This is a genomic window from Citrobacter sp. BIDMC107 (assembly GCF_001037575.1).
Taxonomy (GTDB): Bacteria; Pseudomonadota; Gammaproteobacteria; order Enterobacterales; family Enterobacteriaceae; genus Citrobacter; species Citrobacter freundii.
Map to the genome: position 1 here is coordinate 1,395,232 of NZ_KQ089848.1, position 13,891 is coordinate 1,409,122.

The 13,891-nt window shown below is 46.3% G+C and carries 13 protein-coding genes and 1 pseudogene; 5 read left to right on the forward strand and 9 right to left on the reverse strand.

Annotated features, from left to right (window positions below):
- Nucleotides 1-155: 155 nt before the first annotated feature.
- From SK39_RS06535 to SK39_RS06575, 9 genes are all read right to left on the reverse strand, one after another.
- On the reverse strand, nucleotides 156-2,843 hold the full coding sequence (locus SK39_RS06535) for a DUF927 domain-containing protein (RefSeq protein ID WP_048216800.1): 2,688 nt from the start codon (nucleotides 2,841-2,843) through the stop codon (nucleotides 156-158).
- Complete coding sequence (locus SK39_RS06540; protein WP_048216801.1) at nucleotides 2,840-3,250, reverse strand: hypothetical protein; 411 nt, start codon at nucleotides 3,248-3,250, stop codon at nucleotides 2,840-2,842. Before SK39_RS06540 ends, SK39_RS06535 begins: the two co-directional genes overlap by 4 nt.
- Nucleotides 3,243-3,479, reverse strand: coding sequence for a hypothetical protein (locus SK39_RS06545; protein WP_003838756.1), 237 nt, complete (start codon nucleotides 3,477-3,479; stop codon nucleotides 3,243-3,245). Before SK39_RS06545 ends, SK39_RS06540 begins: the two co-directional genes overlap by 8 nt.
- Nucleotides 3,476-4,048 carry a host cell division inhibitor Icd-like protein gene (locus tag SK39_RS06550; protein WP_048216802.1) on the reverse strand — a complete coding sequence of 191 codons (573 nt, stop codon included), beginning with the start codon at nucleotides 4,046-4,048 and terminating at the stop codon, nucleotides 3,476-3,478. Before SK39_RS06550 ends, SK39_RS06545 begins: the two co-directional genes overlap by 4 nt.
- 87 nt (nucleotides 4,049-4,135) lie before the next feature.
- A complete protein-coding gene (locus SK39_RS06555) occupies nucleotides 4,136-5,140 on the reverse strand; it encodes a P2 family phage major capsid protein (protein ID WP_016151881.1) in 1,005 nt (334 codons plus the stop codon).
- 22 nt (nucleotides 5,141-5,162) lie between these two features.
- Nucleotides 5,163-6,035 (reverse strand): hypothetical protein, encoded by an 873-nt coding sequence (locus SK39_RS06560; protein WP_016151880.1) that lies wholly within the window; start codon nucleotides 6,033-6,035, stop codon nucleotides 5,163-5,165.
- A 36-nt stretch (nucleotides 6,036-6,071) separates the two neighbouring features.
- The gene (locus SK39_RS06565) at nucleotides 6,072-6,272 is read right to left on the reverse strand and encodes a helix-turn-helix transcriptional regulator (protein WP_000507057.1); all 201 of its coding nucleotides are present in this window, start codon (nucleotides 6,270-6,272) and stop codon (nucleotides 6,072-6,074) included.
- Between the two features lie 107 nt (nucleotides 6,273-6,379).
- Nucleotides 6,380-7,168, reverse strand: coding sequence for a hypothetical protein (locus tag SK39_RS06570; protein ID WP_048216803.1), 789 nt, complete (start codon nucleotides 7,166-7,168; stop codon nucleotides 6,380-6,382).
- Between the two features lie 3 nt (nucleotides 7,169-7,171).
- Entirely contained in the window at nucleotides 7,172-8,353 is a 1,182-nt protein-coding gene (locus tag SK39_RS06575) for a tyrosine-type recombinase/integrase (RefSeq protein ID WP_003838768.1), read from the reverse strand.
- Between the two features lie 380 nt (nucleotides 8,354-8,733).
- Between SK39_RS06575 and SK39_RS06585 the strand changes: the two are divergent.
- The 5 genes and pseudogenes from SK39_RS06585 (at nucleotide 8,734) to SK39_RS06595 (ending at nucleotide 13,794) form a co-directional block, all read left to right on the forward strand.
- Nucleotides 8,734-10,073, forward strand: a pseudogene (locus tag SK39_RS06585) (tyrosine-type recombinase/integrase).
- A 105-nt stretch (nucleotides 10,074-10,178) separates the two neighbouring features.
- Nucleotides 10,179-10,628 (forward strand): hypothetical protein, encoded by a 450-nt coding sequence (locus SK39_RS25480; RefSeq protein WP_032296090.1) that lies wholly within the window; start codon nucleotides 10,179-10,181, stop codon nucleotides 10,626-10,628.
- Nucleotides 10,625-10,846, forward strand: coding sequence for a helix-turn-helix domain-containing protein (locus tag SK39_RS25485; protein WP_003847740.1), 222 nt, complete (start codon nucleotides 10,625-10,627; stop codon nucleotides 10,844-10,846). Before SK39_RS25480 ends, SK39_RS25485 begins: the two co-directional genes overlap by 4 nt.
- A 134-nt stretch (nucleotides 10,847-10,980) precedes the next feature.
- The gene (locus SK39_RS06590) at nucleotides 10,981-11,745 is read left to right on the forward strand and encodes a hypothetical protein (protein ID WP_003029576.1); all 765 of its coding nucleotides are present in this window, start codon (nucleotides 10,981-10,983) and stop codon (nucleotides 11,743-11,745) included.
- A gap of 435 nt (nucleotides 11,746-12,180) precedes the next feature.
- Nucleotides 12,181-13,794 (forward strand): IS1634-like element ISAs25 family transposase, encoded by a 1,614-nt coding sequence (locus SK39_RS06595; RefSeq protein ID WP_010674210.1) that lies wholly within the window; start codon nucleotides 12,181-12,183, stop codon nucleotides 13,792-13,794.
- Nucleotides 13,795-13,891: the final 97 nt, after the last annotated feature.

The following is a 13,891-nucleotide window of genomic DNA, read 5'->3' on the forward strand; positions in this document are numbered from 1 at the left end:
AGCATAATCAAGAGGTAACGCGTGGTAACACACCATTTTTTGTTACCTCTGTTACCAGTCAGTATTTTTGACTGGTAACACTGAAGCACTGTATCAGTAGCGGGTGTTACCTCTGTTACCAGTGTTACCTCATAAAAATAAGACTCACGCGATAATTACTCCGGTTCGGCGCTTCCCAGTACCTGTGTATTGAACTGGTACACACGTTTAAGCCCTATTTCTGGCAGGCGAATGCTGTTTTGCGTCCGGCCATCTTCACCGGGTTTCAGCCAGCCCGCGTCCACACACAACCTGGCCACTTTACGCGAATCAAATCCCTTACAGATCTCCTTCCAGCCTGACGGGAGAACGTAGAACGTTACAACCGGCTCTGTCACGTTGTCTCCTTTATCGACTTTTCTGAATCCCATCATTGAAACAGGCCGGTTCCTGTCGTCATTCCAGTCAGCAAATCGACTGAACTGATTACGCGTCATGAAGTCCCGTACCTGTTCAAGTGCCGCTTTATCTTCCTGATTAGCTGTATGGCCCCGGTCAGCCATCCATGCAGCCAGACAACGTTGAGCGGCACGAAAGGCCTCTCCCTCCGGCCATCCTGTGATGCCCGCTTTTGTGGCCAGTTCCCCGGCCATCGCAACCAGAGCAAAACGGGTAACAGCCCGGCCAACCTGATTCCCGGCATTTTCCGGCGTCAGCCTTCGGGTGTACTCTTTCAATAAGGCTTTCGCCTGGCTGGTCAGTTCCGGCATATCAGCGGTCAGGCAATGCAGCCAGTCGCGGAATGGCGCACCATGATAATGCGCTACGTGCTGCTCAAGATGCTCAGCCAGGGTTTTCCCGCTACTGAAGCCATGAAGTTCTTCAAACACGCCATATTTGCCTGAATCGCTTGGGATCTGGATCATTCTGACTTCAACCCCGGCATACGTACGTTCCCCGGCGCTTGCCGCATGTTCCACCAGTGACAGTTCCCCGGTGGACAGAAACAACAGATTCCAGCGGTTGGTTTCCCTTACCGATCCATCTGTTCTGGCTCTGGCTTTGCCCTGCCCGTTAGCCAGCATATAAGCGATATTCCCCGCCTCCCTGCCGTCAACCTCCCGGATTTCATCCAGCATCAGCGTGGCATCATTACGGCGGCTCGCCGTTCCTTCTAAGGCATTCCCCGTCGCCCGCCACGTATGCCAGAAATCTGTTCCACCACATACTGATGCAGCCACTTTCATCGTCGTGGTTTTACCGTCCGTCGACTCTCCTTTGAGGTGATAACCTCCACCGCCGATACCAACCAGTTTCAGAAGGGGGGCAGCAAATGCCAGACTCACCGCAAAGGCAAGACGGGCATTCTTTATGCAGTAACGGCTTATATTTTCACGCCAGTCCTCTGATGTACCGCTGACACGAAAATCACGCCCCTGCACACTCGACGTTTGTAAGATGACTGACTGGGCTTCACGCCCTATCACTTCATCCTGGAGAACGTAAACCCCGCCGTGCCAGCCCGTTTTATTCACACAGGTTACTTTTCTGTCCGGTTTACACAGCGAGATATATTCCATCAGGAATGCTCTGGCCATACCGTTAATGTTGATGTAAGAAAGCCCGTTAACCAGCAGAACGCGGCGCAGCTCTTCCCCGCTGCCACCCAGCATCTCCATCGGCATTGCCCATTTACGGCTGTTTCCGTTGGTATCTTCCCATTCCAGCAAACGCCCGTAATTACTCCCATCAGCATCACTGGTGATTGCCGTCACCCGCAACGGACTGCAAATTTTGATATTTCGTATCTCCGTATCACCATCAGATTTATTAACCAGCTTGTCGTACCACAAATATTCTTTTGTCAGCCGGAATCCTTCTGGTAAACGGGTCTGCCCTTTGCCATGCAGCGTCATTTCTTCACGAAAGGCATCTCTCGCCCGTTCTTTCCCCACTTCCTGCCGATAATCATCCCAGTCAGCCTTATGGCGTACCGGAGGGAGCGTTACCCAGCCATCCACTGCTTTGGCGGCTTTCTCTGCCTGAATACGCCCGGTGTTTTCTTTCCCGTCAGCCAGATCATTATCGCCAGCCAGAATGATCCGGGTTTCCGGCCAGCGTTTCCGGATCTGCTCCGTCACCTTCAGTAAATTGGTGGCAGCAACAGCCGCCACGATCCATCCTTCAGTCAGCAGACTGACGGTAAGCGCCGTGGCAAAACCCTCAGTGATAATCACCTGTTCAGGTGTTTCAGCGGGTATATCGGTCAGGGCAATGAATGCGCCAGACAGCTGGCTACCGGGCAGCAGACTTTTATCCCCGTCAGGATTGATAAGCTGACCACCGGTAATATTCCCGGAAATATCCGTCAACGGCAGCAGTAATGAACCGGAGGAAAATGTTATTCCGGCCAGATTCAAAGGCTGTGACAGCAAGGGAAGTGAATACCCGTGTAAGCCCTTGTTTGTCAGATAAACCGGTTCACCATTGCAGGACTGCTGTCTGAGTCTGGTATATCGCTCCGCGCCCGCTTCTTTTCCTGCGGCCTTTTTCCTGGCGGGCAAAGCGGGCTTCTCCTGTATTTCTGGTAATGCAAGCGTCTCAGATACCATCCCGGCGACTTCTTTTATCTTTCTTCCTGTCACCAGACGAACCAGATCAAGACCATCGCCATGACCGCACTGATTACAAAACCACGTCCCACGCCCCGCTTTATCGTCCAGCCGAAAGCGATCTTTGCCACCACAGGCAGGGCAAGCCCCATGATGTCCTGCGGACGGTACTTTGATACCTAATGCTGACAGGATATAAGGCCAGCGCCCAATTGCAGCCCCGGAAATCGTGGATACAGACGGTGTTTTCACAGCAGCACCTCCTGACCTTCCGGCTTCACAAATTCAAAACCTTCGGGTAGTTCGCCATCAGGTGCACCGAAAATAATATCCCGGTAAACCTCACGCATCTCTGTGACACCAAAAACTGACAGGCGAATATTTTCTGACATAAAGCCCGGTTTAAGCATTTTTTCCAGTTTCTCTGCGGCCAGTATGCAACCTGCATCAGCCCCAAACTCATTCACCCACGGCATTTCAATATGGTAAATAATATTACTCACCACTTTTTCGTGGGTGAGTTCTATTCGTTCGTCATCGTCAATATAAACAGGTTCATTATGAACACGCTCCATTAAGGAAATGAATGCATCAGCAATGTAATACCGTAAGACTGCTGTTCGTAAAGCATGCGCCTTTAAATTTTGATTATTATTCATCGCGCATCACTCCCTTAATTGTGCTGGTTTCCTTAACAACGCCATCCAGTTGTTCGGCAATACAGGCCACTAAAGCCGCAGCGCCTTCTGCTGAAACAGTTCTCGCCCCATTCACTGTGGGAACGGACAGAACCTCTGCAAGGAACTCACTGGCCAGTGCCGCCCGTAACAGACGACTCTCCCCCAGTTCACTCAATATGCAGCCTTGCTTAAAATTCATGGATTTCATGCAACCACCTCCCCGGCGTTTTTCACAGGGATACGGGCAGCAAAGCTCAGGATAAATTCAGTGGCAAGTTTAAGGCGTGCAGCATGCTCACAGTCTGCGATTACACGCACAGGACGTGGACGGGCATCACGGTCTGTACGGCGGACAGCCAGAAAGACAAAGGTAAATTCAGGGTGAGATAAAGCAGGGACTGTAGCCATAATGGCAACCTCCGTTAGATAGCGGGTAACGCTACCACCGGAGTTTCCACGCTCATGGGTGGTAGCCCAGACGGGGGTGGAAATACCGGCTCTAACGGATACCGGCCTGACCGAGGTCAGCCCCGCCTGAGCCACCATTACACGATAGCTACAGCAGTAAAGAAACCGCTGTACAGGTAACAGGTGCACAAAGGCAAAGACACAAAAAAAGACGCATGGCGCGTCTGGTGTCGCCGTTAGATTACTCGGGTTTCCACGCCCGCCTGCCGATTTTGCGGCAACCTTTAAACTATATCCCGCGTATTCCTGGTGAGGCAAGAAATTTATAACCGAAAACTGATCATTGCCTGGATTAATTAACGCTGGCATGCTTAAGCCTCTGCTTAAAAATAGTTCTTCATTTTTCCTGATGCTGTAAACGAGACCCGCCTCTGAGCGGGTCTTTCTGTTGCTAAGTCAATCCGCAAACGTCAGGGCGCCCTCATCGACAGCTGCGTACAGTTCAGGTTCACCGAGTGCATAGCCTTCATTGCGCAGGTAGGAATGCACGTATTCGCTGTTTTCATCATCAAACTCAGCACGGAACCAGCGTGTTATCGCCTGGGTGTAAATGTGCAGATTATCCAGCGTCGTTACTGCCAGACGCTTACCCGGCATAAACGGGGGAATAAACGCAAAGCGGCCAGCAACAGAACTTGTAGCCATCTGTGCGGCATTCACATCAGCCGGGCGGTCTGCAGCATTAAATAACTTCAGGCGTTGATGTGCTGCCAGCTCTGCCCCAACCAGTACAACCAGACGGGGATCTTCACGAAACTGCTCAGCAATAAGCTCAGTAATCAGATGGTTGGCCAGAGCATCAATATTTTTCCAGGTGCCAGTCTCTCCCAGAGTGACAGGCTCAGAGATGATTTGCTTCCCGTTCCCGTAGGCTTTCGCCAGTGCATGCCAGCCAATATTGACATCCTCGCCTTTTTTATTGATTTCCGGGTTTGTAGTATTTGCAATCGACACACCGTTGAAACCGACCCGCAGCATGTCCAGCGCATATGCCTGGGAAAAAAAGCTCTCAACCGTTTTCTCAAACTCATCCGGCACGCCGGTATGGTAAATATGAGACATATCGGAATAGCTGATCCGGGCGCAGGTATCCGTCTCTGTCAGAAAGAACTCCGTACCATTGATTGCCATTTTTTTGTGGAAACGGCCACCATCCACACGTCCGGTATGCAGTTCACTGGCACCAATATTGACGGCATTACCTGACACGGCGTTAACATCACGTAGGGTGATATTTTTAATAAGCCACCCGGATTCCAGAATTGAGGTACGCAGTATATTTTCAGTGGGTTCGCTTAATGCAAAGCGTCTGTTTGATTCCTCCTGATAGTTAGTACCAGTGACGAATTTATTATGATAACGACGTGCTGCGTCCGGCCTTTCAGTTTTGAAGGCATACATAGTTTTTCACCTTTTTTAGTATTTAAGAAAAGATTTTATTTTTGTACTCAGTAACCCGATTGTATTTCATTACATGCTCAACATAATCCCGGTCACTAACGACTGAACGTAATACATAATTATCTGCTCGATAGTACTCCCTGTAAGCTATAGCTCTTGCCATTCCACCGTTATTTAATACATAACGATCAGTTGGAACGCTACAACGGCTAATAATTTCATTCACAGAATCAGACAAAGATTTGAGTGCATCTGTAATAAATTTAATATCACGAACAACGTCACCGTCATTAAACACAGAAATAAAATCAGCAGGGATCTGGCCGGATTGAGGAAATATGCTCAGTAAACGCTTCTCAACTCCCTTACCAATGTAGTTAACTTCATCGGCCAGTACGCCCGGTAAAAGCTTGATTGTGCTCAGTCGGCTATGTTGCTCATTCAGCCGGGAAACAGCCAGATGGTAACACCGTTCAGCATCCGCTCGTTCAGCATGCCCCGTTTTATTCGTTTTGGCTTCAGCAATGCTACTGACGCCGTTTTTTGAGAATGTGCTTTTCCATGCAACTTCCGCATTTGTCACTTCACGCTGCCGGAAAGATAACTCTTCCTCTTCCTGACGACACAACTGGGCATAACGGCTCAGGAGCAGGTTGATCTCATTCGCCACAGCTTCCGTATCAGGTACTGTTAACCCCGTAAGTGAATACAGCTTTTCACCTTTAGCGCGCAGCTTATTCAATGAAAATATTTCAATAATTCGCACAATACATGCAGTGTCGCTATGAGTTTCTTTAAACGGACTTACTTTATAGTTTCCTAACACGGAAACATATTCATTCTTAATTGGAAGGGATATGTATTGACTCCCCGCTGGTTGTAGACGGTAATTCATATAAACTCCTCATAAATGCTTCTAATACTAATGTTTTTACTCTGAAGAATGACTATCACGCCAAGCATAGTAGTCACCAGCACGCCATCGGGACATACGACCTAACTTGATTGGTTTAGGAAAACGTCCCAGAGAAATCAGTTTATAAATCCATTTATCAGTAAAAAGACAATCAGATGTAATGAATTTCATATCAATGAGCGAGTCAGCAGAAGGACGATTATCAGTAAACCCCATAATGAGTTCCTCTCTATGTATCAATCTATATCAACGAAGAGGATTAAAACATCGTTCAAAAATATAAAAAAGGCGAGTAAGAAAAATCTCCTTACTCGCCAAAATTGTTAATTTTTTGTAAATGATGGTTTCTTGAATATAGATGATATTAGTTTGCTAATAATTGGGTGTGATAGCGGAGGCTCTTTTTTATCAGGCCAAAATTCCTCAGCCCGACTAAAGATAAGGTCAGCAAGGGCTGCTGCATTTTCCTTTCGGTATGCCATATCCTCTTTATAAAGATATAATGCTACACTTAGAATCTCATTTCTCTTGGTAGCATGTCTTTCTTGCTGTGCAATTGATAACGATTTATATTTATCATTAGAAACATCATCATTTAATATTAGATGCAATTTCTTTACATCTTCCCGCTCCAGGTACGCATCTCCCTCATATCCAAACCCATCATCATTTTTCCAGTCAATTTGAATATATTTGACCATTTTAGAATAGGTGGTACCAGCAGGAGATAACAATGATGGGTACTCCGGGAACTGCCCCTCATAAAAAACGAAATCACTTTTAACTTTTGGTGGCATTTGGAAATAGCCTTTTGTACTCGCCAGCACTAGTTTTTTATCTTTTTTAACTTCGTTAATCTTAATCAAACTAAACTCAGATATATAACTGAAACCATCTTTGTCTTTTTTCAAAGAGTTTATATTCTGAATAAAGGAGTCCACATCTCTTACTTTATGCTTTGAAAAAGACCATCGCCCACACATTCTTAGCGACAATGGAATGTCTTTTTCATCCGCAATATAAATAACATCTTGCTCATCGCAGCCCAATATTTTAGCGGTCTCACTGATGCTATAATGAGTTCGATGAAGCTTGAGAGTATTATTTGCCATTACTCAAGACTCCGTTCCACCAATAAAATCACTGTACCATTGCATCATTTCCCGACGCCCCTCAAGATACTGAGCATGATTGTATATCCCGCGAATAGCATTTTTATCCAAATGTGCAAGCTGGGTTTCAATCCATGCACTATTGAAGCCTTTTTCATGCAAAATAGTGCTCATTGTGTGTCTGAAGCCATGGCCAGTAACACGGCCAGCATATCCAATACGCTTAAAGACCTGATTAATACTGGCCTCACTCATGCACTTACTTGGATCGTTACGCCCAGGAAACATCAAAGGATAGTTTCCAGTCAGTTCTTTTAAGGTTTCAAGATGGACTAATGCTTGATTTGAAAGCGGCACAATATGAGCACGTCGCATTTTCATACGTTCTTTGGGAATCTCCCACACCGCATTATCAAAATCCACCTCACGCCACTCACCTGCTCTTAGCTCTCCTGTTCTTAGACCCGTCAGGATAAGTAAATGTGCCCCCAGCAATACAATTGGGCTTCCTGAATAAGCGTTAAGTGCAGTAAAGAACTCCGGCAGCTCGTTGGCTTTGAGGAATGGATAGTGGACTGCTTCATGTCCTTGCATCGCACTGGCAAGATCCGGTGCAGGATTGTAGATTGCTCTACCCGTTACGATGGCATAGCGGAAAACTTCACCGCATCGCTGACGGACTTTCTTCGCTTTCTCCATAGCGCCTCGTGCTTCTATCAACCTCAGTACTTCAAGTAGTTCTAGGGGCTGAATATCGGCTATAGGTCTGTGTCCAATATGCGGGAAAATGTCTTTCTCAAACGCCTCAATGATGTCTGAAGCATAGCCCTCAGACCATTTGGGAGATTTCATTTTGTGCCACTCTAACGCCACTTCTCTGAATGGGTTAAGTGTCTCGATCGCTGCGTTTAAAGCATGCTTCTTTGCTTTTTTCACTTCGCCAGGATCTTCACCTGCTGCGAGTAGTTTCTTTGCGTCTTCGCGTTTTTGTCTGGCATCTGCGAGGGTGACTGTTGGATAGACACCAAAGGACAAGCGCTTCTCTTTACCAGCAAAACGGTACTTCATACGCCAGTAACGCGAACCATTAGGTTCAACCTGAAGGTACAGGCCACCTCCATCAGATAGCTTATAGCTCTTCTCTTTTCCTTTAGCGGCTTCAACCTTGCGGGCATTCAGCATCATTGGGGGCACATTTCCTAGACCGAACAGAACACGCCCCCGATTGTGCCCCCAATTGTATGTTGATTTCAAGAGATAGGGGTTGACGTCAAATGACGAAAAATCGCGTAATGTCTATGTTTTTAAAGGGTTTTGTTGATTTGAGTTGACTTGGAAATACTAAGGGATGGTGCCGATAATAGGAGTCGAACCTACGACCTTCGCATTACGAATGCGATGTTATTATATTTTCACCCCTTTAAAAACCTACTATTAAAACAAGCAATTCATTATAAAACATTGTGTTATGAAAAACACCTGTTGATAAAAATTGACACGCGTTGATGTTTATTCCCCCATTTTACTTACACTAGCCGTTACATTATGGTGATGTAACATTTCTCATCTGGAGCCCCAAAATGGCACTTCCAAGACAAAAACTCACCTTCGAGCGCATTCGAAAATTTGCTTTATCTGAAGGAAAAACCCAGGCATTTCTTTGGGATGCGGACGTAACTTCCCTGGCATGTAGGGCAACTCGCGGAACAAAAGCTTTTGTGTTCCAAAGCGTATATGCGGGAAAAACCCTTCGCATGACCATTGGCAACATTAACGATTGGAGAATTGATGATGCCAGGGCCGAAGCCAGGCGGCTGCAAACATTAATCGATACAGGGATAGATCCGCGTATAGCTAAGGCAGAAAAAATTGCTGAAGCGGAATCACAGCAGGCTGAATCTCGTAAAACGAAGGTAACCTTCACAAGCGCTTGGGAAGATTACCTTGAAGAATTGAGAGCCGGAATCAGCGCAAAAACTAAACGCCCATATTCTACTCGATACATTGCCGATCACATTAACTTGTCCAGCCGTGGAGGCGAAAGTAAAAAAAGAGGCCGGGGCCCAACCTCGGCTGGACCATTGGCTAGCTTACTCGACCTACCGTTATCGGAACTAACACCAGAGAACATTGCCGCATGGCTAAGTACAGAGAGACAAAATCGGCCTACCGTCACTGCTCATGCCTACCGTCTGTTGCGTGCATTTATCAAATGGGCTAATTACCAGAAAAAATATCAGGGAATAATCCATGGCGATATTGCACAAGATCATAACGTGAGAAAAGTGGTTCCAGTATCAGCGAGTAAAGCGGGAGATTGCTTACAAAAAGAACAGTTAAAAATCTGGTTCAGTGCCGTACGTAGCCTCAATAATCCCATTGCATCGGCCTATCTCCAGGTACTTTTGCTCACCGGTGCACGGCGTGAAGAAATTGCGTCACTTCGGTGGTCTGACGTAGATTTCAAATGGTCAAGCATGAGGATTAAAGACAAGATCGAAGGCGAACGTATCATCCCTCTCACTCCTTATGTTTCTGAGCTGTTAAGTGCGCTAGCGCAATTCCCAAATTCTGACGTAAATAAGGAGGGTTGGGTTTTCAGAAGTAACAGTAAAAGTGGCAAAATTATTGAACCGCGTTCAGCACACAACAGAGCGTTAGCTCGAGCTGAGTTACCACATATCAGCCTTCACGGCTTACGCCGTAGTTTTGGCACTCTTGCTGAATGGGTTGAAGTGCCAACAGGTATTGTTGCTCAAATTATGGGACACAAACCAAGTGCACTGGCGGAAAAACACTACCGCCGTCGTCCGTTAGATCTGTTGCGCAAATGGCATGAAAAAATTGAGAGGTGGATCTTACAGCAAGCAAATATTGTAAAAAAATAACCGTTGATATGCGTTGATTTCATTTAATATCAATAGATTACAGAACAACATCCATCGTTGACATAAGTGTATTTTAAGGTTTAAATTCCATCGTCCACTTTTAAATCAGGAGATAAAGCATTATGTCTAATTCTTTGATGAGTTCTGCGCAAACCAGCTCAAAGGCTCGAATAGTACGGGTCGTGGGTAAGATCAAAGTTGTTCGTTCTAGTAAGCAGCGACAAACCTGTGCTGAGTCCATATTTCAGGAAAGACAGGTGAACATCAGGATTCGAGCTGCTCTTGGACACCTCAGTGAAAAAAACTCTTTATACAATAAAAACAATCGACATAAAACTTTGGGCGTTTTTTTTGCACGTATCATCTCGCACAAAAATCAGGCCGAAAACTCGCAAGGTAATGCGTCTAAATCAACTAAAAGTACCTCATCCGGCTCAAGCGAAGGTAGTGATCCTGACCCTGAAGCTTATTCAAGCTTGGCTTTTTTGTTTTCTTTTTGGTCCTTTCTTTCCCTTCTAATTTCATTACTTTTTGTATATGCCTGCATCTCAATCATTGAGGTGGTAGCATGAGCATATATGAGCAATCCAGAACATCTCTATCTGAACTTGTTTCCACAAGTGAGTTAGCACATCTATTAAACCTTAAAGCCCAAACAATTCGAAAATGGCTTTGCCAAGACAAGCTGCCTAATGGTTTACCACGCCCAAAGAAAATTAACAGCCGACATTATTGGTTACGCAAAGACATTGATAGGTTCCTATTAACCTTCTCAGTATATTGTAATTAACAGCAGCATCAAAATCATAACTCCCCAGCTATTCTAAAGAATAGCTGGGTTAATTAACAGAAACAATCCGTCGATAAAAGATACTAAATCACACCGTTTATCACATTTTACATTAACGAAAGTCAAGGATACATATGAAAAAACGCATCACTTTCAGCGCAAACAAAAAATCAACTATTGATGCAATTGACGACTATAGCAATGCAAAAGGATATTCTAGGTCAGAGGTGATATCATTTTTGTTAAACGCCACAGCCCCAGCATTGAATAAAATAACATCGCAATATCATATAGCTCAAACTTTGGAGTCAACATTAGGCTGTATTTTTGAAGAGAAGGCCCCCTCAATCGCACGGGGTGAGCCAAAATTAACTTACGAAGAGTTTTTTTATTCCGTCTGGAACACTCACATTCGACACCGGAACGAGGTTGTCGATCAAGATTTTTATGCGCACAAAATACCTCATGATAAGATGGGTAAGAGCGAAAAAAAATTAATTCATGAAAAGCTCTCATACATTATAAAAAGTTTCAATGTAAAAAAAGCAATTTTTATTTACACAGATCGGCGCGTGAACCACAAACATCTCATTGCAGGAGGGTTATCTAATATCATACTGATAAAGGAAACAGTCTACGATGGTTGTTTTTTTGATTTGAGCAGCATTGTGATTATGCCAATCTTTGAACTTATTACATTTGGAGTTGAAGCAGTATTGAAAAGAAATAAAACTCCCCCTAAACAATCATGCTATTGCTGGATACCAATTTATTACACAAATGATCTAGCGGTAATGGTCCCTGTGATTGCCGAAGGCGATACACCTCAAAAGGCGATGAAAGGAGGAGATGCCATCATTATTAACCCCTTTAACGGTGAAGTAAGCCATACTTTCTGATACCAATGTTAAGCATAACCACTTAGTTGCATACATCTCGACAGTATGGAGTTAGTACCTAATAGCTTGATGAGGGTAAAAGATGCCTACTAACAAAGCAAAATCAAAGAAAATTCTAGGAAGGCCTGAAGGAAGTAAATATTCCCATTTAATTCAGAGTGAGAAGGCTAAGCATTACTCTCAATCCAAGGTGGCAAAGATCTTAGGAATAAGTATTTCCACGGTAAAAAGACACTGGGATAACGGCATCTTTGGGTGATTATAATTGCAGAGTTGCTTTTTAATTATTTTACTGCATGGGTAATGGGTTGATAACAAGTTTTATTGTTGGAAAGGTATTATATAACCGTCATTCCGCACCTGATTTTGCTATTTTCAGTGCTTGACGGCGATCGGCCGTTCTGATCTATTACTCTCTTTTGCAGGTAGATCATCATGGCCGCACCCGCTATCTCGATCCGTAACCTCGATCACCTTGGTTTGGTCGCCGCACTCTGCCAGGAACTGGGCATTGCCCGCATGATCGATGCCTTGCTCCCCAAAACCCCGCCTTTCAAGGTCTCACATGGTGAAGCCTTGGTCGCCATGATAGTGAACGGCCTCGGCTTTCACAGCAGCACCCTGCACATGTTCCCGCAATTCTTCGCTAACAAGCCGGTTGAGCGCCTGATTGGCCCCGGGATCTGTGCTGATGACCTCAATGATGATGTGCTCGGTCGCTGTCTCGATGCCCTCTTTGAGGCCGATGTCAGCGCCTTGTATCAGGTGATGGCGGCGCAAGTTGTCGAGCGGCTGGGGCTCAAAAGCACCGCAGTGCACCTCGATATTACCAGCTTCCACGTCGATGGCGCCTATGACTGTGCCGATGGGGATCTGGTCGGTAAGCTGCAACTGGTGCGTGGTTATAGTCGTGATCACCGGCCAGAGCTGAATCAAGTGATCCTTGAGCTCATCTGTGAAAATCAGGCCGGCCTACCTGTCTATATGCAGGCCCTGAGCGGCAATAGTAATGACACCAAAGCCTTTGCCCAGACCGTTCGTCGCCATTTGAGCAGTCTCAAGGCCGCGCAGGAGTGCCGTTATCTGGTCGGCGATGCCGCACTGTACTGCGCCGATACCTTGCAATTACTGGCGCAACAGCAGCAACTATTTGTGACCCGGGTGCCCGTCACTCTCAATGAGGCAAAGCAGGCCGTGGCAACCATAGGTGCACAACCGCTGACCGCTCTGGGCAATGGCTATCATGGCCGTTGGCAACACGCGAATTATGCCGGGGTCGCGCAACGTTGGTTGCTGGTGCGCAGCGAACAGGCCAGCCACCGCGAGCAGCAGACATTGGCCAAAAACCTGCTCAAAGACAGTACCCGCGAGCTCAAAGCCTTCGCCAAATTGTGTGCCCGACGCTTTGCTTGTGAGGCGGATGCCCAAGCTGAGTTGAGCTGTTTTACCGCCAGCTTGATGCTGCTGCAACTGGATGCCGAAGTGGTAGGTGAACCCGTTTATACAGGACGTGGCAGACCCAAGCGTGGCGAAGAGCCAATTGGCCATCAGTTTCAAATCACTGGGTTGGCGGCAACTAGCCTGGCTTGCGTTGAAGAGGCCCGCAACCAGACCGGGGTGTTCATCCTGGCGACCAATGACCACAGCGATACGCTGACCATGGCCGAACTGTTGGCCACCTATAAAGCGCAGCAGAATGTCGAACGGGGCTTTCGTTTTCTCAAGAGCCCGGAGTTTTTAACCTCCTCACTGTACCTGAAAAAGCCGGAGCGGATTGAAGCGTTGCTCATGGTGATGACCTGTAGCCTGATGATTTACGCAGCGTTGGAGCACCGGATCCGGCAGGGATTAGTGGAGCAGAATCGCAGTGTGGCGGATATGAAAAAGAAACCGACCCAGCAGCCGACGGCCCGTTGGATCTTTTTGCGCTTTGGTGGCATCCATGAATATCGACTGGGAGAAGCTCCGCCACAAGTAACGGAGCTAACAGGAGACCAGCAGATCATTTTGGAGGTATTGGGTGAGCGCTATCGGCAAATTTATTCCTAAATCAGGTGCGGAATGTCGGATATAACAGTCATTACTATTAACAGTTAATTAATATAACTAACCACAGACATTCAGCTATGTCTGATCATATTACTAT

What these genes read in the sequence shown, in the direction of transcription:
- SK39_RS06540 (WP_048216801.1), bottom strand. Translation starts at nt 3,250, where the DNA reads ATGAATAATAATCAAAATTTAAAGGCGCATGCTTTACGAACAGCAGTC.
- SK39_RS06545 (WP_003838756.1), bottom strand. Translation starts at nt 3,479, where the DNA reads ATGAAATCCATGAATTTTAAGCAAGGCTGCATATTGAGTGAACTGGGG.
- SK39_RS06550 (WP_048216802.1), bottom strand. Translation starts at nt 4,048, where the DNA reads ATGCCAGCGTTAATTAATCCAGGCAATGATCAGTTTTCGGTTATAAAT.
- SK39_RS06555 (WP_016151881.1), bottom strand. Translation starts at nt 5,140, where the DNA reads ATGTATGCCTTCAAAACTGAAAGGCCGGACGCAGCACGTCGTTATCAT.
- SK39_RS06560 (WP_016151880.1), bottom strand. Translation starts at nt 6,035, where the DNA reads ATGAATTACCGTCTACAACCAGCGGGGAGTCAATACATATCCCTTCCA.
- SK39_RS06565 (WP_000507057.1), bottom strand. Translation starts at nt 6,272, where the DNA reads ATGGGGTTTACTGATAATCGTCCTTCTGCTGACTCGCTCATTGATATG.
- SK39_RS06570 (WP_048216803.1), bottom strand. Translation starts at nt 7,168, where the DNA reads ATGGCAAATAATACTCTCAAGCTTCATCGAACTCATTATAGCATCAGT.
- SK39_RS06575 (WP_003838768.1), bottom strand. Translation starts at nt 8,353, where the DNA reads ATGATGCTGAATGCCCGCAAGGTTGAAGCCGCTAAAGGAAAAGAGAAG.
- SK39_RS25480 (WP_032296090.1), top strand. Translation starts at nt 10,179, where the DNA reads ATGTCTAATTCTTTGATGAGTTCTGCGCAAACCAGCTCAAAGGCTCGA.
- SK39_RS25485 (WP_003847740.1), top strand. Translation starts at nt 10,625, where the DNA reads ATGAGCATATATGAGCAATCCAGAACATCTCTATCTGAACTTGTTTCC.
- SK39_RS06590 (WP_003029576.1), top strand. Translation starts at nt 10,981, where the DNA reads ATGAAAAAACGCATCACTTTCAGCGCAAACAAAAAATCAACTATTGAT.
- SK39_RS06595 (WP_010674210.1), top strand. Translation starts at nt 12,181, where the DNA reads ATGGCCGCACCCGCTATCTCGATCCGTAACCTCGATCACCTTGGTTTG.